The following is a 17,652-nucleotide window of genomic DNA, read 5'->3' on the forward strand; positions in this document are numbered from 1 at the left end:
TAGTAGTTCCTCAGCCCTTCACTGTGGCTTGGTAATATTCGCAGTCGACGTTCAGAACACTTGGAAGCATGCCAACGTTGAACCTGGCCTTAACGTGGGACATGGAGTATTGCGCTTCAATATTCTTACTTCTCGCCGCTAGGGGCATTTCGACATAACTGGTGTATTGATAACGACGACAGGTTCTGCCGTATTGCCTGATGACGGTATCGAGCAACTTAGGGACGTTGGTTAAATCACCGTCTTTGATTTTTAAGCTGATGACATCCCAATCCACATTGGCTAAACGTTCGTCTTGAGTGATATGCGGATAGCCCAACTTAGCGAACATCTCCTCCCACCCCGCTATCGTGCCCGCGTCGCGAGCAAATCCGTATGCATGAGCCACACGAATACGAAACAGAGCTTCCGGCTCTTGGCCTAAGCGTTCGACTTCACGTTGCCAGGCAAGAATATTGACCAGTGCCATTGGCGCGGTTAACGGATCATGCTGCTGCAGTGGCATTTCGAATGCCGCTCTCACATGTTCCCAGTAGTTACGCATGGCTCGTGCGAACTTAGCCAGTTCGCCACGCCCCATCCAGTAACGCAGATTAATCTCAGGAATTTTCAACGGTCACCCCCAGAGAATTAATGCGCGGTACCGTCAAGTTATTGATGATGTCGGCGTTATCGAATTCGAGCGATTCAATCTCTGAAAACTGCTCATGCAGCTCTTGCCCTAATCTTGAGAAACTGAATCGAAGAACCGGACTAGTCACTGTTGGCGAGTAATCGGTGTTCTCACGGAAAGCCGCGCTAATAAACTGCTCCACTTTCATTTTCAACGCGTCTCGGCCTTCCATCGTTAATGAACGAAGTGGCCAAACCCGGCAGACAATATCGTGAGTCGTTTCTGGCATGGCGAGGACTTGCAGATCATCACCATGTCCGTGCTGACCTTCGACACGGATGTACTCATTCAAATCCGCCAACATTTCTGCCGATGGTTCCCCCGTATCTAAAAGAATGAACGCGTTTGCGGTACCTGGTCCACGCGGGGCGTTATGCTCAAAATAAACATTGTCGTCGTTGATACCTGCGCGACTGGTGAGCAGCGAACGGTAGGCCGCATCAATGTGCCATCTTGCTACTGCGCTCCATTGGTTACGTATACGTAGACGGAGTTCGTCATTACTCTCTTTGTCTGCCCCTGCTTCATTCAACCATTCGGCAGGGTTCGTCACTGCGCCAATACCCGGAATGGCTGTTGGTAAAATGTGGTAATACCCTTCACCTAGGTTGTAAGCCGCGCCCTCGTTCTCTGCCTCGACTTCTGCCATCACCATGGTTTCGTTTTCTGGCATCGTGGTATCCGCAAGCACCTTTACTCGGTAAATCGTGCCATTAATCGGTTCGGTCTGTACCCATGTATCTTTGGGAATAACCAACGCAGGTCCTTTAGCCGCAGAACGTTGAAAAGCGATCATCCCTTTGGCTTTGGTTGCCCCTTTGCGGGTGAGTTTGCATTGCCACGCCAACAGGTCGAGCCATTGATCAACGGCGGTCGCAACAAACATATTCGGCAAGACATAGCCAACCAATAAAGTATTGATAAGCCACATCGTGACTTTCACGACCGTGGCTTCAATAAGGCGCCAAAATGGAGAGAACGGCGAGTCGTTTGAGATGATGGAACCTTCTTTGTCCATTTCCTCTTTGAGTACTTTCTTCCACCCTGCTTCATCGGTTGGGATACCCGATTGCTTCACCAGTTCGGAATAGTCTGGTTTTGGAATATCAGTCATTAACGCTCTCCGTTATTCACTATCTCTAATTGCAACTCGCCAAAGTCCATGGTGTCGGCAAATACGTAAATCGTGCCCTCGGTCGGTTCATCCAAACGCACGGTACCTGGTACCAATCGAACGTCTTCTTCAACAAGCAGTTCCAGCCTGGTGCGGATATCGGCTTTCTTTGATGGGCTTCGCTCAGCAATTAAATCCACTGCTAAATTGCTCTCGATGATGGCGTGTTTGATGTCTTGGGCGATCACCGCACGGTCTTGAATCAAGATTGGGTTGCGGCCTGCATCGAGCACCACATCCCCGTTCTCAATCAAAATGTCCTGGTATTTGTAATCCGCCATTAGCCTGCCGCCATTTCTATTTCACTCGCTATGTCTTGCGGGCTGTTCATGTAGGTTGGATAAATCGCCACACCGCCGTAGTTGGTTGAGCTGGTTTGATAGCTGGCAATGTTCTTGGCTGCGCCTCCAGGTTGAATTTGTGCTCGAGGCGTAGCGCTTTGAACGGACTTCGATTTCACTTGAGTCACTTCATCATCACCGCCCAAACCTGGTATCCAATCAATGAGTCCTTTTACGGAATCCCAAATTCCCGCTAGGCTCTGAGAAATCCAATTGAACACTCCGGAAAAAACGTCCTTAATTGAGTTGGCCATATCACCGAGAAAGGCAAATCCACTAGTGTCGGTAAAGCCGCTCATGACCCATTGCCAACCTGCCTTGATGAACTCAAACATGGCTCTGAATGGAAGTGTGATTAAAGTGATTGCCCCTTCTAGTACTTGGAACCAGGTTGTGTCACCAAACGAGGCTTTCAGATCATCCCAGTAGAAGATCAGCGCACCGACTGCGGCGATTGCGGCAACGACAGCACCAGCAATGAATCCTATTGGGTTCGCCATCATTGCGATGTTTACCGCTAGCATTGCAACGCGAAGCGCTGCCATTCCTTTAGTTAGTAAAAAGTTCACCCCTGTAAACATCTTCATGGTGAGCATATAAGTCGCCATGACTTGTTTACCTACACCCATCATTAAGGTAAAAGCACCACCTGCTGCTGCTGCACCTAAAATCGCCATGGCAGCAAAACCAATGTACTTGGTCAGGTTCGGGAACATCTCTGTCCATTCGATGATTTCTATCGCACCATCAGCCAAGCTTGAAATCACAGGCAAGAGAGAAGGCAACAACGCGGCACCAAAAGCAGTGCGAACTGCAAACACGCCTTGTTCGAGTCGTTCCCATTGGTCGGTCATCGCTCCGGCCATGTTAATTGCCGTATTTAAGTTACTAGCATCATTTAGGTCTTTGACGCTGGATTGCAGCTCATTCGTTTTGCCTATCAAGTCGGTGATAAGCAGCACGGCTTCATCCGAGCCGAAAGCTTGCTTAATCTGATCAATTTCCAGTGAATCTAAATCACCGAATTGGTTGCGTAGTTTCGACATAATGTCGAACATGGGCAGCATTTTTCCGTTATTGTCGGTAAACGACATACCAAGCTTGTCTTGTGCTTTGACAACACCGTTCATAAAAGCTTTGTAACGAGTCCCCGCTTCACTACCAGTCATAGAGCCTTGTAGTAGGCCAAGCACGGCCATTTGCTCTTGAATGGCTACGCCGTGAGTTTTACCTAATGCGCCAACACCTTTAAACGCATCCGACATGCCTTGACCCGTGGTTTTGAACCTCTCGACAGATTTTGCGGTCATACCTGCCACTTGTTCAGCCCAGTTGTCTTTACCAATCCGATCGGCTTGGTCTTTAAAAACCGAGTACATGGTGCCCATGTAGTTGGTAATGGTGGCTGTATCTGCTTTAGTCGCAGCGGCTAAAATAGCCGAGCTTCTTGTGACACCCGCCAGTTCATCGCCTGTCATATCTCCCATAGCAGATTTGATATCATACGAAGCCGCCACAAATTCAGTGGCCGACTTACCGTATTCAACCGAAAACTTCATTGCGGTTTGGGTAAGGGTTTTTAGTTGGTCATCGGCAACACCAAGTGATTTCACTTCACCTAATGCCCTGTCCATCTCAATTGCTGGCATTAAGGCTTGTTGCAATGCAAAGCCAGCACCCACCATGCCTGCCGCGCCAGCCATCATGGTATGAGTACCCTGACGGTAGGTATTGGTGACATCATTCAAATTGCGTTGAATATTACCCAGAGGTTTAGAAATCTGGTCAATCAATCCAACTTGAAATCTGAGTGCTTCTGGTAACATCGTGTTCCTTATCAGCTAAACGCCTTGGCAACCCCGTTAGCGGTGGCAGCTTGCATGTTTTCCCAATACTGACGCTCTAACCAAATGGCCCTTGCAAGGTTCTCTTCGCTGTCTGTCTCACTCGGCAACCACTTACGACGCCAGGTGAGCATTTGTTCGAGCTCGTTGGAGTCCATAGCCCGAACAAGGGCATCTATTTTTTTACTTTGATCTGTAGCTTCGGCGTGTATTCCTTGAGAACTTCACCCACAACCTGAATCGCTGCTCCTGGGTTATCGTTCGTCAATTCACGGAAGGCTTCTTTGCTTTCTTCTGTAACGGTGTTCATCAGAAAGTTATGCGCAGAGTTCACGATTTCACCCTGTGCCAATGCGTTCATGTAGTCGTTGTAATCTGCTTCTGTTGGGACGAACGTGATATCTGCATCACCGACCGTTAGTACAATTTGCTTGCTCATGCTACATCTCTCTCTTTATCTAGCTTGGTTTCCAAACGGTCGAACCGTCCGTTAATTGAATCTTTCAAATCATCTACGGCTTCCCGTAGTTCGTGCTTGGTGGCGTACTTTTCAGCGACATCACCACGCAGTCGCTCAGTGGCTAGCTCATTGGCATGGATACGACGATCATGATCTCGGGCGGTGTTCTGCCCTTTATCCGTTCTGCCGAAAACCACATTGATGATGGCGATAAGCAGCGCTATCGTTGCCACAATCGCCGATATCCATGATGAATCCATCGCTATTCCTTCTGTGGCACTTCTTTTAAGCGTTTGCCTTGTAATGCATTGATGATGTCGTCAACCGTCTCTTGCAGAACGTCGTTTGTGCTAAGACCTTTCAAGGTTTCCAAGCCCCATACCACAAGGCGTGTGGCGAAACGTTCAAGGATGATTGACCAACCAATTTGAAAGAACAGGCCTTTCAGTACTTCCAACAATGTCTTGCCAACGATTCCAGTTAAGAAATTCATACTGCTTCTCCGATTAGCGATTGATATGCCTGCAGGTAATCTTCTGCGGTTGCTTTACCTGCGCTTGTGTTCCAGTACTTCTTCGCGTACCGAGCCAAACCTTCTAGGTCATCGGCTTCTGGCAAGGCTTCTGGGAACCGAATTAAATTGAGTCGTGCGGTTGCCACTGCGAACTCGGGTGAAATCACCATGTAACGCGGGTCTAAGCTCTCCACGGGGCCAAACATCGACAGCGCATCCAACAAGTGAGGGCGACTGTTACCTAACCACTCGACAAGCCAGTTGAAGGTGGCGGGTTCCATTTGGGTAAAGCCCAGTGCAGGCCCACGCACTTGTTTTGAGTAAGTAAACTTTCCGGACTCATGAGCAATAATCATCAGGATCAGATTAATCGCCGCTTGAGTGTTCATAGTGCCTTTACCACCGGATGCCATATCTAAGTGGTCAAGGACTGGCTTCATGATTTTCTCAACAAAGAGCTTTGCTAAATTCATCGGGTCATTCGTTCCAATTCGCTTTGACACTGGGTGCAGTAGATGCAACCTGGTACTTTTTGGCGGCGTTTTTCTGGGATTGGGTCGCCACATTCGCCGCATTCATGTGCGCTTTCCCGTTCTTCAATTCGCTTAGCCCTTGCCAGTTGGTTGGCAAGCGCCACTTCTGTGAATTGGGTTTCAAGACCGCAGGCATGGTCGATAACATCTGCCATCATGCCTCCTTGTTATTGAACCAAGTCTTCGGTTTCATCCGGACGCAGGTACGGCACACCGTTGATGCTGACAAAGTCTGGGCTTGTCACCTCGAACGGCAGCTTGTGAACTAATGCACTACCTCCATTCGAATCGGCATCAAGTAAGTCAGAGATTTTGATACGACATCCGAAGGCTTCAATTTTGAGCTCATCTTTATCAATCTTGCCGTAGAACAGCGCGTCAAAATCAGGCATTCCACGCCAAGAGCCGGCTTGTTTTGCTGCCTTGCTCAACTGGTTGAATTGCTGCGTGGTAAGTTCCATCTCACCGCTTGCTTCTACATCGCCATCGACGTAACCATCTGGTACACCAGAGGTTTTATTGACAGCGGAATTATCCGTAATGGATAGAGTGACTTTTTGCGCTTTGAGCTTGTAGTCACCCATTGAAAAATGCATGTTCTTGCCAGAAATTCTCATGGATTACGCCTCCAAATCTGCAGGGTTAGTAAGATCAAGCGCGATGTTGACCACGATATGTTTCGGGCAGTTATGAGGGCGAACCATCAAACCGATCGACACTTTGGTTTTGGTTACCCACTGAATGGTAACGTCACCATCTTCTGGCGGCATGATTTCACCAGGGAAGGTAATGCCACCAACTTCTGTCGTTTTCGACATATCACGCATATCTTTGCGGAAGTAAGTGCGGTTCAGCTCAATGCTTGCAGGCGTTGAGTTAAGAATGCGGTCGGCAATACGTCGAATCGCTTTGATACGCACACGGCGGTTAAGCTTGTGCACCGGGCGAACGTATTCGAGGTACTGATAATCACCGCCTTTGGCTTCCAATGTGGTTGCGTCCGACCAGTACACCCCTTCTAAATCGGCATACCATTGCGGCAGTGAGTAACGTGCGTCTGCTAGCGTAGCGATGGTGCTCATCTCTAATGCTTTCCCTGCGCTGTCCGTTGGCATGTCTCCCAAACTCAAGACTGAGCCTGTTGCGACACGCATCGGACTGTCTGCTACCGTGACGTTTCGATCACATAGACGACCAGCAAGTACACCCACGTTATTGCCGTTAAGCTGAGGAACGGGCGTCACGAGGTTTGCAGAAACATCTTTCACCAGGTCAAGCATGGCGGTTTCGTACTCTGCCCACGTTTGGCCTGTATCAGGGGTTGAATCAATGCCCGCACAAGCGGCGAGGAAGAACACCCAACGACCAAGTTTGCTAGTCAGCTCGGTTGCTTTCGACTGCATATCATCAAACTGAGTTTTGACCGTGACTGGGTCACAAATAGCAATGCCTTCGAATGAGTCAGTCCGGTTCGCCAGATCAACAGCGTCTTGCCAGGTATCGTCTGCATCTAAGCCAACAATCGCCCCCGTCCAGTTTTGTTTGCCGTTAAGCTGGGCGGCTTTCACGTTCAGACCAAGCGCATCATCGGCAACAACTTCGTCAAGGTTGGTCATGTTATTAATACGGGTCACTTTGCCTTGCAGTTCGGCCTTGTCAGTACGCCCGATGAAAAGCACGTGACGTTCTATCTCAGGGATACCGCCTTGTGCCAAATTGAGATTGTTAACCTCTACCTTTCCGGTTGCCATTGGTTATTTCCTCTGTTTTGCCTGCTCAAATATCTTGATGAGCTGGCGGTTCACTTCACGTTCTTTACTACCGAGAATCTGACGCTCTGCTAATGGAATATCCCAACTGGTGATATTTGGCTGATTAGAGAGTTCTCGAATGAGCTGTCCTGCTTGTCCGTGGGTGATGGTTACCATCAACTCACGTAAGCTGGCTTTCTTTCGTCCTTTGCCGCTTTTTCTCGGTACCGTGTAACCCAGTTCTCTTAGCTTTCTCGCTTGCCCCTTGGTACAAGGTGCTGAGTAATCCGGTTTGCCCCATCGCTTTTGCATTTGGCGCTTGGTCATTTTTTGCTTTTGACCAAGGTGGTGCCTTGCTGCGATTTTTGCGGTTAACTTATTACTCCAAGTCAAATCAAGCTGGTTGGCGTTTCTCACATAAGGCGTTAAGCCCTTTGCCATCCGCTTTAAAACCTTGCCTTTCTTCTTTCCTTTCTTTGGTTGCAGAGCGCGTCCGTTAACGTCTTTTTGGGAACGAATGCGCTTTCTGGTATTGGTCGTTTCCCAACGGCCAAGGGTTTTCAGTATCCAGACTCGCTTTTTAGGTGGCAGAGCCAGCATGGTCAGCTTTTCCTGCATGTTGAGCACATCGCGCTCATTGACCTTAATTTGCGGCTTCATTCACCAACTCCGCTTCTTCTGCGGTGTAGATTTCAACGGCCTGCACTCGGTAGGTTTCCCCTCGCCAAGTGATCATTCCCACAGCGTCAGGGATCAGCTCAATCGGCTCCATCATTTCCAATTCAATGGCAACGTCGGCTACCTCACTGCTGATCACATCAACCGAAAGGTCTGGGTCGCCTAACTCATCTTCATTGCGCGTGGTGTCGTAATCGCTGAGCCAACAGGCAACCAGAGCAAGTAAGCAGCGAGGGTCCAAAAGTCGGTGCGGAAATTCTTCAATACTGATCACTGCGTTGTACTTCCAGTGACAGGCGATATAACCGCCGTTCCCTCGGTCTTCACCGTTTGGCACGATGGAGCCGTTTTCCTGCCAGGCATCAATTTTGTTATCGAGCACATTGGAATTCAGGTGACTGACGATGTAATCCGTCAGGTGTTCCAGCTTGGTTTTGTTGTAAGTGGTTTCGCTCATATCGAGTCAATCCCATTTGCACTGCGGCCAAGGAGCGCACGCACATCTTTGTTACTCTGGGCGAGAAAACGTGCCTCTTGTTCCGGTTCATCCGTTGCCACGCTTTCACCTTCTTTGCGGCGGTCTTGAGTCGCAAACTCTTTCATCAGTTCGGCGTGAGCCCGACCATAAACCGCACGCTTGTAGAGCATGATTTTCGGGCTGCTCAGCACTGGTTTTTCGCCATCTACGATCAGGCTTTCTAATCGTTCTTGAATATTCAGCGCGGCGATGGCCACCGCGTAGTTCAAAGAGTCGTTATCAAACGTATGGGGAACACGGCGTAAACTGCGAAATTCAGCCGTAGATAAATCCGGCCATCCTTCACCTGGTATGGCGATATCGACTGCACTGTTAACATTTCCGCCAAAGCTCATAACGGTCCCTTGATTAGTTAAATTAGGGCGCCTCTAGCCACTGGGTCGACGGTATCGAGTTAGCCGGTTAGCTTCTCTTACCTCACCAGCCGAGGCGCGGTGGCGTAGGAGTCTTTACAGATTCTTGCCTTCGTTAATGGCGCGAATACGGGCTTCAATCTTCTTGATTTGGGTACCCACCCCCACTTTGCTGTTCTTATCGTGCGCGTGTTGAAGCAGAGCCAATGCTTTTTCTAATGTTTCTACGTTGCCAACAGCTGTGGCTTGCGGCTGGCCTTCTTCATTTCGGATCAGGTATAAACCCGCGAACTTGTACCACTTAGCGTGAACCTTCTCGTGCAAGCGCCACTCTTTCTCGACCTTATCGAACACCTGGGAGAAGTAAGGCTCAATGGAATGACCACGTTCAGATTCTTTCTCCGCCCATGCCAACACTTCGTCAGCACAGAACGTCGGCCAGTCACGGCGGAAGTTTTCTGGCGTAGGCAAATCTAGCTCAATGGCTTTCATGCACCACTCAATCGCGGCATCCAGCTCTTTAATGTCGAATAGCCAAACCACCATGTTGGTAAAAATTGGGTTTTCGAACGCTTCGCCACTTTCTAAATAAGCCTGAACATACGGCTTGTATTTCGGTACCAGCACTTCACGCTTGTGCTTAATTCGATCAGCGATGGCGTTAAATGAGCGCAAATACTTGCGGTCTTCTTCAAACTCAATCAGCTTGATGTGCAGGCTGTCGGTATCTGCACCGGAAATGACTTCCGGTACAGACTGGTTAGCTTGCTGTTCAATGAGCTTTCGACGCTGTTTTGCTAATGGGCTAACCATGCATTACTCCTTAAGCAGCAGGCTCAACAACGGTCACCGCTTCAATCGCAGCGAACTTGTTCAGGTTACCGATGGCGTAACCTTCCATACGGATATGGTTTTGTTTGAAGCGAAGCGTGTCTTCATCATTCTTTTGCTTACGCCACTGCGTGCCTTCCTGCGTGAGTACTTGCAGGTTTTTGGTGTTGGTTACCCAAACCTGATCGACTGGGAAGAACGGCGCTTGATAGGCTTTCTTACCTGCAATGGTTTTTGCCAGTTGTTGAGCAGCTTTGTGCTCGGTAGGCGTGTTTGCCGCTTCCAGTAAACGGTGCTGCTCTGCTGCGACCAAGTTTGAACCGACGAGAACAACAAGATCAGGGTCTTGGCGGTGCTCTGGCGCAATCGTGGTATTGATCAGGTCTTGAACCAACGAATCTAGGTTTTTGTAAGAATCCGCGGTTGCACCTGATGAGTCAAGTTGGGCAGAAGCAAGGACTTGGCTCGCTTTCTTCTCTTTCGCGATAGTCAGCCAACCTTTGTTGACATCCTGACCAAGTGGATTTGCGACTGGGTCTGTTACCGTTGCAGCCGATGTACCGTTGAAACCAACACGTAGAATATCGAGAGCAAAACGGCGCGAGATGGCATTTTGCATCATCTTCAACCACTCATTTTTAGAGCCTGAGTTCGCCCATTGCGTCATGGTTTCCCAAAGAATGTGCGCACCAGAATCAGTTTTAACCAACTCGTAGGTGTTACCACTTTGGCCTACTTCTACGCTAAAGCGCTCATTGTTGCCGCGGCCTGTTGATAGACCATCGTTACCAACATCAACAACCTGACCTTTGATTTGCTGTACAGGCAGCATCGCGATCATGCCCAAGAAGGCATCTGACTGCATAATTGCCTGACGCAGCTTAGTTTCCATTGGCGGCGTAAGGTTAAACATGGTTTGACCTGCTGACGCGCCTGCACTTGTCAACATTGTTGAAGAGAACTCTTGCAGGTATTGAGTTGAAATTGCGTTCAGCATTAAAACATCTCCTTAGCTGAGAATTTATCGTCAGCACCAGAACCATCTGGTTCTTGACCCGGAACTTCTTTTGAAAGTTCAGCGAATTGGTTTTCGAGACCGTTCACTTTCTCGATTAACGGTTTTAGTTTTTCGTCCAGAGTGGCAGAGAACAGCTCAACGCTTGTTTCCTTCTCTTCTGGCTCTGGCGTTTCTGGTTCGTCTTGCAAGTTGAACTCTTCTTTCAGTTCTTGCTTGAACTCGCCTTTGAATGCAGAAAACTGCTCTTGCAGTGCTGCTTTAAGTTGCTCTTCGGTCACGTCGGTGTCCTCTACTTTTGATGGAGTTTCTGGCCCTTCATCGCCAGAAGAGAAAAATTCATTGAATGCCGCAAAAAATCGGTCTTTGCGTGTAAAGCAATCGGAGAAGTCCACCTCTTCTAAATGGCTTGCTTTCATCTCGGTGGTTTCGCCAGATTGACGAGAAAATTGAAGGAGCGAAGTACCCGTGGAGGCTGGGGAGTCAGTCGCAGCTAGGCCCATTAAATAGCAACGTCCTTCGCCCTTGTAATCAGGATTTGGTTCGATGGATGTGAATAGCTTTTGCTTTTTTCGGTTGGCTTCGAGCATGAAGTCGTTCGGCTCTAACTTCGCGAACAGACGCATTTTGCCGCTTTCTTCCTCCGCTTTGAGCTCAATAACTTTGCCCCAGTTATCACCGTAACCATAAAATCGACGGTGCTCTGGCCAGATTAGCGCGGTGTACTCTTTTGGGTCATAGCTTGCCGCCATTTGCTCAATCCAATCACGGGTAATTTTGCGCCCGTCTACGGTTGGCCCCTCAGTAGCAATGATTTTCCAGTCACTAATCTTTGGCATTTTGGTACTCAAACTTGTCATTCACATATCGGTGTGAGCAAACAATACGCCTTTGAATAACGGCTTTCAGCCACTTCAATTCCTACCAATTCGGATTTTGCCAAAACTAGAATTTTCAGGAATCTATCTAGGTCATCTGCAAGTTTTCGGCGCGTATGATGCAGCTATGGCATATTCAGATGAAATAAGAGAAGCCGCGAAAAAGCTTTATTTACGCGGTGTTCCTCCGAAAGAAATTGCAGCGCAACTTAACCTTAATAGTGAGCGCATCCTTTATACCTGGGCGGAGAAATTCGGTTGGGCTTTGTTGCTTAATGAACTTTCTGTTGAGGAAATGATTAATCGCCGTTTGGCGGTGCTGATAGATAAGGATGAGAAAACCGATCAGCAGCTCAAGGAAATGGACAAGCTAATCGATCACCACGTTAAGCTGTTAAAAGCTCACGCTGATGCAAAAGCCAAAGCAGAGCGACACCTTTCGCAAGGCAGCTCACCAAAGAGTGATAGTGACTCATCAAAGCAAAGCAGCAGTAACGGCAACCGTAAAAGGAGCCGTAAGAAGAACAGCATTGAGCACCTAACAGAAGATGACTTTAAAGGCTGGCACGAATCCCTGTTCGAATACCAGCACACGATGCGTAACAACATCAAACAGCGTATTCGTAATATTCTCAAGTCTCGCCAAATTGGTGCTACTTACTATTTCAGTGGTGAAGCCTTAGAAGATGCGATTCTGACTGGTGATAACCAAATCTTTCTCTCTGCATCACGCGCACAGGCTGAAGTTTTCCGCAGCTACATCATTGCGATTGGTAAAGAGTTCTTAGACATTGAGTTAACCGGCAACCCTATTATTCTTTCCAATGGTGCCGAACTGCGCTTTTTGTCCACGAACAGCAAAACCGCGCAGAGTTATCACGGCCACGTTTATGTCGATGAATACTTCTGGATACCTAAGTTCGACGAGCTGAACAAACTGGCTTCGGCAATGGCAACACATAAGAAGTGGCGAAAAACTTACTTCTCAACACCATCTTCTAAAATGCACCAGGCTTACCCGTTCTGGACTGGTGACCAGTGGCGCAGAGGCAAAGACTCACGCGCCCATATCGAATTCCCGACTTTTGATGAATTCCGAGACGATGGCCGACTTTGCCCAGACAAACAGTGGCGTTATGTAGTCACCATTGAAGATGCCGCGAATGGTGGTTGTGACCTATTCGACATTGACGAACTACGCGAAGAATACAGCGATGATGACTTCAAAAACCTATTCATGTGCGTATTTGTCGATGGTTCATTGTCTGTCTTTAAATTCTCTGACCTTGAAAAAGGCATGGTGGATGCCGCTCACTGGCAAGACTTCAAACCAAATAGCAAACGCCCTTTTGCCACTCGAGAAGTTTGGTTGGGTTATGACCCAAGCCGCACCCGAGACAATGCCTGTTTGGTGGTTATCGCTCCGCCTGTCGTAGCGGGTGAACGTTTCCGTGTATTAGAAAAGCACTATTGGAAAGGCCTGAACTTCCAATATCACGTTGCGGAAATAGACAAAGTCTTTCAGCGCTACAAAGTAACGTACATCGGCGTCGACACCACGGGTATTGGCGGCGGTGTTTGGGACTTAATTTCGAAGAAATACCCACGTGAAGCTCACGCCATCCACTACAGCAACGAAAATAAGAACCGCTTAGTAATGAAGATGATTGACGTCGTAGAAGCCAAACGCCTGCAGTTCGATGCGCAGCACAAAGACATTGCCATGGCGTTTATGGCGATAAAGCGCGTGCCAACGGCCAGCGGTAACGCCATGACCTTTAAAGCAGAACGCAGTGAAACGACCGGACACGCCGATGCATTCTGGGCAATCTCTCACGCCATCATCAACGAGCCGTTAGATCACTTAACACCAACTAAATCAACCTGGGCCACTGCAGCATGACCGAGCAAATGAACACTTTAGTCAAACAAGAAGAACACGCGCCAGAGTCGGTCTATCACATCGACTCCTCACCAGAGTCCATCGACTCAAACAGTTGGATGACCACCTATTCAGATTTGTTTTACAACGATGGTGACGACTATTGGGAGCCTCCTATTTCACGCAGTGGTTTAGCAGATATTGCTCGTGCCAACGCCTATCATGGCTCATTGTTGATTGCTCGGGCAAACTACGTAGCCGGACGCTTCCTAAATGGAGGCGCGACCCGCCGCAGACACATCCAAGCCTTTTGCCGTGATTACTTCACCTTTGGCGATGCTGCTTTTCTTAAAATCCGTGACGGTTTCAAACGCGTGGTTCGCTTGCATCCATTACCTGGCATGTACCTTCGCAGGCGCAAAAACGGCAATTTCGTCATTTTAGAACGCGACAACCAGCAACGCGAATATAAAAAGGAAGATGTTATTTTCTTGCCTCAGTACGATCCGCAGCAACAAATCTACGGTTTGGCGGATTATCTTGGTAGCATTCAAAGCAGCTTGTTGAATAAAGACGCGACTTTGTTCCGCCGTCGCTACTATAAGAACGGCGCACACATGGGCTTTATCTTCTACGCCACCGACCCAAACCTTAGTGAAGAAGATGAAGAAATGTTGAAGCAGAAGATCGCCAGCTCTAAGGGTGTGGGTAACTTCCGCAGTATGTTTGTGAATATTCCGAACGGCAAAGAGAAAGGGATTCAACTGATTCCGGTTGGTGATATCGCCACTAAAGATGAATTTGAGCGCATCAAAAATATTACCGCACAGGACATTCTCGTCGGCCACCGCTTCCCAGTCGGTAAAGCAGGCATTATTCCACAGGGTACCACCAGTTTAGGTGACCCAACGAAGATAGGCAGTGAATACGCCAAGGATGAGATCATCCCTGTGTGTGAGCTGATTATGGATGAGGTGAATTCAGACCCCGAGGTACCTAAGCACTTGCGCCTTAACTTCAATTTAATACATGGAGATACGGCCTAAACTCGCCCCCAAAACTGTATAAAAACACAGCCTTTTGACGTATGATTATTAAGTCAGTCAATAAGCCAGGTGTTTTATATGAGAGTGTTGTGCCCGGAGTGTGGAAGCAAAAGCCGTATCCAAAAATCCAACCGCTTAACCAACAGTCATTCAGATTTGTATTGCAGTTGCAGTGACCCAGAATGTGGACATACATTTGTGATGAATTTGTCTTATAGCCATACGTTGAGCCCATCGGCAAAAACGACAAGCCAACTGGCATTCAACTTGTGTAAGGCGTTGCCGCCAGAGGCACGGCAACAGCTCAAACACCAACTATCTATGTTATAAATTACTTCGACATAAAAGCAGTACTCTCCGTTTCGCAAGCCATCTCGATAATACTCAAGATGGCTTTTTGTTTTTTGGAGTCCAACTGCCCTTTCGCATCCGCCAGTATTAAGCCTGCTATATATGCACCTGCCGCTCGAGTTCGCTCTGTCGCCTCACTATTTGCTACACCATCAATGACGATTTCTAAAGCAGACAACATGATATCGTTTTGATTTTCATTCGACATATCAACACCCTTACTAATTACCATTGAAATATACTGTATATACATACAGGATTCTACAGTGATTTTTGGGCATGATTCACTCATTACGAATTTTGTTTAGCCATGTCTGGGACAATCTGAGCAGGCTGCAACTACCTAATATATGGACGCAAATCTAAAATTTCGTGACTGATTGACTAACTCGAGAATAGTCTATACTTGCTAGACGCTTAAGAGTTCGATAGTAGCTGATAACGGCTGAGTATTGTCGACATAGGGCATAATTTGACATCGTACTTGTTGCTCATGTTAATAGGCTCTAGTAGTATTGGCGCACTCAAATCGGTTAAAAACACGACAAGATAAATCCATTCATCTTGTCAGTTTCTCTGACCTTATATATTTCAATGTACTAGGTGGCTAAATTTGCATATTGCAGCAGAGACCAAAGCGAACGGCTTGTTGGCTGATGTATTAGAATACATTACTACTGACACCCCATTGAACGAAATGGCAAAAGCTCGTTTTGTAAAAGCAGCAAAAGAATTGCCCTCGTATGAGCAATCTCTTTCTATTCTTGCTTTAATCTACACTGCATCTGGCGATAAAGAAAAAGCCAAATCTCTCTGCTTAGAGTGCTTGGAGGTTTTTGAACACCCAGCAACATTCAACAACTCCCTTACGACCTTAGCTATTAATGGTTTTCCTAAAACACTGCTGAGTTTAGCGTTAGATACTGTTGATAATGTGGAGCAATCAGGCTTGATTTATGCCTACGAGTTAATCGTCGATTGCTTACCAAATTATCATATCTGTTCGACTCTATTCGACGTTCTTAAGAAATGTAATTTCATTGAGGCGTACGAAGGTATGTATAACAGGTTATTATGTATGAAAGAAATCATGGACCATGGTCATAATACACTTCAGATTCCACTAGAAACCTTTGGTAGCGTAAGTGAGTTTGCAGCGCAAATAGTCGAGCAGAATCCACACCTAATTCTTAATAAATGCCGCATGTCTATTTCGCATGAGGGGGATTACATCAGTCTTGTTTATTTTGTTGAGATTGAATCTCAAGAGGTTCTAACTGCGGATTTAAACTGGGATTTAGGTGAAAAAATCATTGAAGCCAATTTGGATACGTTACCTTTAGTCGCTAGATTTGAGTCAGTGCGAGGAACAATGATCAAAATGAGAGAAGCATATGCCGGTTAAAGCAGAAGACTTTTTTGAGCAAGCCAAGGAACTTATGGCGTTAGAGCAAAACGAAATTAATATACGCTCATGCATAAGTCGCTGTTACTACGGTATGTACCATAAAGTGCTATCTATTCTGGATCACGAACAAATATTGTATCCCAATAAAGGCTATCACGGTTCACTAATACACTATCTTCAAACAGATGCAGCAAATGATGAAAGCCTTCCCTTTAACTCTTTAAAAGGGCTCGCTTATATGCTGAAACAAGAACGAGATCGAAGACAAGTAGCTGATTATGAACTTTCTGATGCTCCTGATCTAGAAAGTGCGCAAGATTCTATTAGTACCGCTGAAAGATGTCTCCAGCGATGTGACCTACTCGTACAAGATAACTCAACATCTACTGGAACTAATCCTTAAGTATCACATCAACGGCCAATCATCTTCCATCTCTGGGAAGAATAACGGGTCTGGTTGTTGATACTCTTGCTGTTCTGGTTGGACTAATGCCTGGTCCCAATCTTCAAAATTCATCCAGCTATTGTTTTCTGCAGGTGTGCGGGTAACTTCAACCAGCTGAGCTGGACGAGCGTTGCGGTACTCATAGATCTCCGCTGCGCGGATTTGGATACTAGTCTCATTATCAATGCGTAAACTGCTGCCTTTTAACAGTGCTGCCAGTGCCGGTTCATCAATATTCGGCGGATTATTCGCCCGACTATTCACAGGGGCTAAAATTCTGGTTAGCTGATCGCTTACCGGTACCTCGTGATACTCCTTACAATTATTGACAGAACTCCGAGAATTAAACCCTAGGTTTCTAATATTAAATATAAGCAGAGCTCTCGCTCTGCTTTCTTTGCGGAAGGGCTGTTTAAAATCAAGTCATTCGTTAACTAAATGGATCTGTCAGATTAGAAGAGAATACGAGCCCATTAAGCTGGTTTTGTTCACACATAGCCTTGAGCCTCTCTGTACAATATAAGTTGCTAGCCCCTTCTAATCTTGATTTAAAGATCACTTTATCTTTCACATCATCATCAATGAATGCAAGAACCTCTAACCCATCAGGGCTTCCATATGAGATCCTCTCTACACACTTTTGTCTATCTTCTTTTCCAAAAGTCAGCGATGTATATAAATACCATTGTTCATCTTGATAGTTGACAGGTAAAAAATCCCCGCTTTCAGATAAGCAACTATTTAGAGCTTCATATGCCCTCGGAGATAAAACAAGATATGTTCGTAACCATAAGCTAATATCAGGCAATACAGAGTTATCGGTTAATACATCTTCAAACTCGACCTCCGCAGGCTTCCAAATATCTTTCAGAGATTTATTTTCAACAGCCTGCAATAAGATTCTCTCAAAATAGGCGAAATCCCCCAACTGGGTAGC

General features: G+C 47.0%; 26 protein-coding genes. 5 read left to right on the forward strand and 21 right to left on the reverse strand.

Annotated elements, in window-relative coordinates:
• Nucleotides 1-10: 10 nt before the first annotated feature.
• From NB463_RS08910 to NB463_RS08995, 18 genes are all read right to left on the reverse strand, one after another.
• Complete coding sequence (locus tag NB463_RS08910) at nt 11-613, reverse strand: phage tail protein (RefSeq protein ID WP_065870476.1); 603 nt, start codon at nt 611-613, stop codon at nt 11-13.
• Nucleotides 600-1,787 (reverse strand): baseplate J/gp47 family protein, encoded by a 1,188-nt coding sequence (locus NB463_RS08915; protein ID WP_065870475.1) that lies wholly within the window; start codon nt 1,785-1,787, stop codon nt 600-602. The genes NB463_RS08910 and NB463_RS08915 overlap by 14 nt, the downstream gene beginning before the upstream one ends.
• Nucleotides 1,787-2,128 carry a DUF2590 family protein gene (locus NB463_RS08920; protein ID WP_031856781.1) on the reverse strand — a complete coding sequence of 114 codons (342 nt, stop codon included), beginning with the start codon at nt 2,126-2,128 and terminating at the stop codon, nt 1,787-1,789. The genes NB463_RS08915 and NB463_RS08920 overlap by 1 nt, the downstream gene beginning before the upstream one ends.
• A complete protein-coding gene (locus tag NB463_RS08925; RefSeq protein ID WP_065870474.1) occupies nt 2,128-4,014 on the reverse strand; it encodes a phage tail tape measure protein in 1,887 nt (628 codons plus the stop codon). Before NB463_RS08925 ends, NB463_RS08920 begins: the two co-directional genes overlap by 1 nt.
• Nucleotides 4,015-4,025: 11 nt before the next feature.
• Entirely contained in the window at nt 4,026-4,166 is a 141-nt protein-coding gene (locus tag NB463_RS08930; protein WP_258501159.1) for a DUF6890 family protein, read from the reverse strand.
• A gap of 41 nt (nt 4,167-4,207) precedes the next feature.
• Nucleotides 4,208-4,471: a putative phage tail assembly chaperone gene (locus tag NB463_RS08935; protein ID WP_047508669.1), complete on the reverse strand. Its 264-nt coding sequence runs from the start codon at nt 4,469-4,471 to the stop codon at nt 4,208-4,210.
• Nucleotides 4,468-4,752 carry a hypothetical protein gene (locus NB463_RS08940; protein WP_025517570.1) on the reverse strand — a complete coding sequence of 95 codons (285 nt, stop codon included), beginning with the start codon at nt 4,750-4,752 and terminating at the stop codon, nt 4,468-4,470. Before NB463_RS08940 ends, NB463_RS08935 begins: the two co-directional genes overlap by 4 nt.
• Before the next feature lie 2 nt (nt 4,753-4,754).
• On the reverse strand, nt 4,755-4,985 hold the full coding sequence (locus NB463_RS08945; RefSeq protein WP_025605241.1) for a hypothetical protein: 231 nt from the start codon (nt 4,983-4,985) through the stop codon (nt 4,755-4,757).
• Entirely contained in the window at nt 4,982-5,479 is a 498-nt protein-coding gene (locus NB463_RS08950) for a hypothetical protein (protein ID WP_193269381.1), read from the reverse strand. The genes NB463_RS08945 and NB463_RS08950 overlap by 4 nt, the downstream gene beginning before the upstream one ends.
• Complete coding sequence (locus NB463_RS08955; protein WP_069515543.1) at nt 5,476-5,694, reverse strand: TraR/DksA C4-type zinc finger protein; 219 nt, start codon at nt 5,692-5,694, stop codon at nt 5,476-5,478. The genes NB463_RS08950 and NB463_RS08955 overlap by 4 nt, the downstream gene beginning before the upstream one ends.
• Before the next feature lie 12 nt (nt 5,695-5,706).
• The gene (locus NB463_RS08960) at nt 5,707-6,156 is read right to left on the reverse strand and encodes a DUF2597 family protein (RefSeq protein WP_258515979.1); all 450 of its coding nucleotides are present in this window, start codon (nt 6,154-6,156) and stop codon (nt 5,707-5,709) included.
• A gap of 3 nt (nt 6,157-6,159) precedes the next feature.
• Nucleotides 6,160-7,290, reverse strand: a complete 1,131-nt coding sequence (locus NB463_RS08965; protein WP_140345058.1) for a DUF2586 domain-containing protein — start codon at nt 7,288-7,290, stop codon at nt 6,160-6,162.
• Nucleotides 7,291-7,293: 3 nt separating this feature from the next.
• Nucleotides 7,294-7,950, reverse strand: a complete 657-nt coding sequence (locus NB463_RS08970; RefSeq protein ID WP_086458836.1) for a virion morphogenesis protein — start codon at nt 7,948-7,950, stop codon at nt 7,294-7,296.
• Nucleotides 7,934-8,425 (reverse strand): phage tail protein, encoded by a 492-nt coding sequence (locus NB463_RS08975; RefSeq protein WP_258515980.1) that lies wholly within the window; start codon nt 8,423-8,425, stop codon nt 7,934-7,936. Before NB463_RS08975 ends, NB463_RS08970 begins: the two co-directional genes overlap by 17 nt.
• Nucleotides 8,422-8,841, reverse strand: a complete 420-nt coding sequence (locus NB463_RS08980) for a head completion/stabilization protein (protein WP_065870467.1) — start codon at nt 8,839-8,841, stop codon at nt 8,422-8,424. The genes NB463_RS08975 and NB463_RS08980 overlap by 4 nt, the downstream gene beginning before the upstream one ends.
• A gap of 114 nt (nt 8,842-8,955) precedes the next feature.
• The gene (gene gpM, locus NB463_RS08985) at nt 8,956-9,672 is read right to left on the reverse strand and encodes a phage terminase small subunit (protein WP_065870466.1); all 717 of its coding nucleotides are present in this window, start codon (nt 9,670-9,672) and stop codon (nt 8,956-8,958) included.
• Nucleotides 9,673-9,682: 10 nt separating this feature from the next.
• Nucleotides 9,683-10,687 carry a phage major capsid protein, P2 family gene (locus NB463_RS08990; protein ID WP_258515981.1) on the reverse strand — a complete coding sequence of 335 codons (1,005 nt, stop codon included), beginning with the start codon at nt 10,685-10,687 and terminating at the stop codon, nt 9,683-9,685.
• Complete coding sequence (locus NB463_RS08995; protein ID WP_258515982.1) at nt 10,687-11,544, reverse strand: GPO family capsid scaffolding protein; 858 nt, start codon at nt 11,542-11,544, stop codon at nt 10,687-10,689. The genes NB463_RS08990 and NB463_RS08995 overlap by 1 nt, the downstream gene beginning before the upstream one ends.
• Nucleotides 11,545-11,710: 166 nt before the next feature.
• On the opposite strand from NB463_RS08995, the gene NB463_RS09000 reads away from it, so the two are divergent.
• From NB463_RS09000 to NB463_RS09010, 3 genes are all read left to right on the forward strand, one after another.
• Nucleotides 11,711-13,486, forward strand: coding sequence for a terminase large subunit domain-containing protein (locus tag NB463_RS09000; RefSeq protein WP_258515983.1), 1,776 nt, complete (start codon nt 11,711-11,713; stop codon nt 13,484-13,486).
• The gene (locus tag NB463_RS09005; RefSeq protein ID WP_065870462.1) at nt 13,483-14,511 is read left to right on the forward strand and encodes a phage portal protein; all 1,029 of its coding nucleotides are present in this window, start codon (nt 13,483-13,485) and stop codon (nt 14,509-14,511) included. Before NB463_RS09000 ends, NB463_RS09005 begins: the two co-directional genes overlap by 4 nt.
• Nucleotides 14,512-14,589: 78 nt before the next feature.
• Nucleotides 14,590-14,841, forward strand: a complete 252-nt coding sequence (locus tag NB463_RS09010; protein WP_079765352.1) for an ogr/Delta-like zinc finger family protein — start codon at nt 14,590-14,592, stop codon at nt 14,839-14,841.
• A 1-nt stretch (nt 14,842) separates the two neighbouring features.
• On the opposite strand, the gene NB463_RS09015 is transcribed toward NB463_RS09010, so the two are convergent.
• The gene (locus NB463_RS09015; RefSeq protein ID WP_373272015.1) at nt 14,843-15,070 is read right to left on the reverse strand and encodes a hypothetical protein; all 228 of its coding nucleotides are present in this window, start codon (nt 15,068-15,070) and stop codon (nt 14,843-14,845) included.
• A gap of 405 nt (nt 15,071-15,475) precedes the next feature.
• On the opposite strand from NB463_RS09015, the gene NB463_RS09020 reads away from it, so the two are divergent.
• Both NB463_RS09020 and NB463_RS09025 read left to right on the forward strand, forming a co-directional pair.
• Nucleotides 15,476-16,267 carry a hypothetical protein gene (locus NB463_RS09020; protein WP_140305231.1) on the forward strand — a complete coding sequence of 264 codons (792 nt, stop codon included), beginning with the start codon at nt 15,476-15,478 and terminating at the stop codon, nt 16,265-16,267.
• A complete protein-coding gene (locus NB463_RS09025) occupies nt 16,257-16,673 on the forward strand; it encodes a hypothetical protein (protein WP_133280139.1) in 417 nt (138 codons plus the stop codon). The genes NB463_RS09020 and NB463_RS09025 overlap by 11 nt, the downstream gene beginning before the upstream one ends.
• 3 nt (nt 16,674-16,676) lie before the next feature.
• Here the strand turns inward: NB463_RS09025 and NB463_RS09030 are convergent, their stop codons facing one another.
• A complete protein-coding gene (locus NB463_RS09030; RefSeq protein ID WP_133280138.1) occupies nt 16,677-16,979 on the reverse strand; it encodes a hypothetical protein in 303 nt (100 codons plus the stop codon).
• 166 nt (nt 16,980-17,145) lie between these two features.
• The coding region (locus NB463_RS09035; protein ID WP_258515984.1) for a hypothetical protein at nt 17,146-17,652 on the reverse strand (507 nt) is incomplete at its 5' end.

Source organism: Vibrio sp. RM-41-2B (assembly GCF_024744415.1).
GTDB classification, from domain to species: Bacteria; Pseudomonadota; Gammaproteobacteria; order Enterobacterales; family Vibrionaceae; genus Vibrio; species Vibrio diabolicus.

Coding starts and splice junctions, on each gene's coding strand:
- NB463_RS09000 (WP_258515983.1), top strand. CDS start 11,711: ATGGCATATTCAGATGAAATAAGAGAAGCCGCGAAAAAGCTTTATTTA.
- NB463_RS08975 (WP_258515980.1), bottom strand. CDS start 8,425: ATGAGCGAAACCACTTACAACAAAACCAAGCTGGAACACCTGACGGAT.
- NB463_RS09005 (WP_065870462.1), top strand. CDS start 13,483: ATGACCGAGCAAATGAACACTTTAGTCAAACAAGAAGAACACGCGCCA.
- NB463_RS08930 (WP_258501159.1), bottom strand. CDS start 4,166: ATGCTCACCTGGCGTCGTAAGTGGTTGCCGAGTGAGACAGACAGCGAA.
- NB463_RS08965 (WP_140345058.1), bottom strand. CDS start 7,290: ATGGCAACCGGAAAGGTAGAGGTTAACAATCTCAATTTGGCACAAGGC.
- NB463_RS08995 (WP_258515982.1), bottom strand. CDS start 11,544: ATGCCAAAGATTAGTGACTGGAAAATCATTGCTACTGAGGGGCCAACC.
- NB463_RS09025 (WP_133280139.1), top strand. CDS start 16,257: ATGCCGGTTAAAGCAGAAGACTTTTTTGAGCAAGCCAAGGAACTTATG.
- NB463_RS08945 (WP_025605241.1), bottom strand. CDS start 4,985: ATGAATTTCTTAACTGGAATCGTTGGCAAGACATTGTTGGAAGTACTG.
- NB463_RS08925 (WP_065870474.1), bottom strand. CDS start 4,014: ATGTTACCAGAAGCACTCAGATTTCAAGTTGGATTGATTGACCAGATT.
- NB463_RS08960 (WP_258515979.1), bottom strand. CDS start 6,156: ATGAGAATTTCTGGCAAGAACATGCATTTTTCAATGGGTGACTACAAG.
- NB463_RS08935 (WP_047508669.1), bottom strand. CDS start 4,471: ATGAGCAAGCAAATTGTACTAACGGTCGGTGATGCAGATATCACGTTC.
- NB463_RS08980 (WP_065870467.1), bottom strand. CDS start 8,841: ATGAGCTTTGGCGGAAATGTTAACAGTGCAGTCGATATCGCCATACCA.
- NB463_RS09015 (WP_373272015.1), bottom strand. CDS start 15,070: ATGTCGAATGAAAATCAAAACGATATCATGTTGTCTGCTTTAGAAATC.
- NB463_RS08920 (WP_031856781.1), bottom strand. CDS start 2,128: ATGGCGGATTACAAATACCAGGACATTTTGATTGAGAACGGGGATGTG.
- NB463_RS09010 (WP_079765352.1), top strand. CDS start 14,590: ATGAGAGTGTTGTGCCCGGAGTGTGGAAGCAAAAGCCGTATCCAAAAA.
- NB463_RS08950 (WP_193269381.1), bottom strand. CDS start 5,479: ATGAATTTAGCAAAGCTCTTTGTTGAGAAAATCATGAAGCCAGTCCTT.
- NB463_RS08970 (WP_086458836.1), bottom strand. CDS start 7,950: ATGAAGCCGCAAATTAAGGTCAATGAGCGCGATGTGCTCAACATGCAG.
- NB463_RS08940 (WP_025517570.1), bottom strand. CDS start 4,752: ATGGATTCATCATGGATATCGGCGATTGTGGCAACGATAGCGCTGCTT.
- NB463_RS08955 (WP_069515543.1), bottom strand. CDS start 5,694: ATGGCAGATGTTATCGACCATGCCTGCGGTCTTGAAACCCAATTCACA.
- gpM (WP_065870466.1), bottom strand. CDS start 9,672: ATGGTTAGCCCATTAGCAAAACAGCGTCGAAAGCTCATTGAACAGCAA.
- NB463_RS08915 (WP_065870475.1), bottom strand. CDS start 1,787: ATGACTGATATTCCAAAACCAGACTATTCCGAACTGGTGAAGCAATCG.
- NB463_RS08990 (WP_258515981.1), bottom strand. CDS start 10,687: ATGCTGAACGCAATTTCAACTCAATACCTGCAAGAGTTCTCTTCAACA.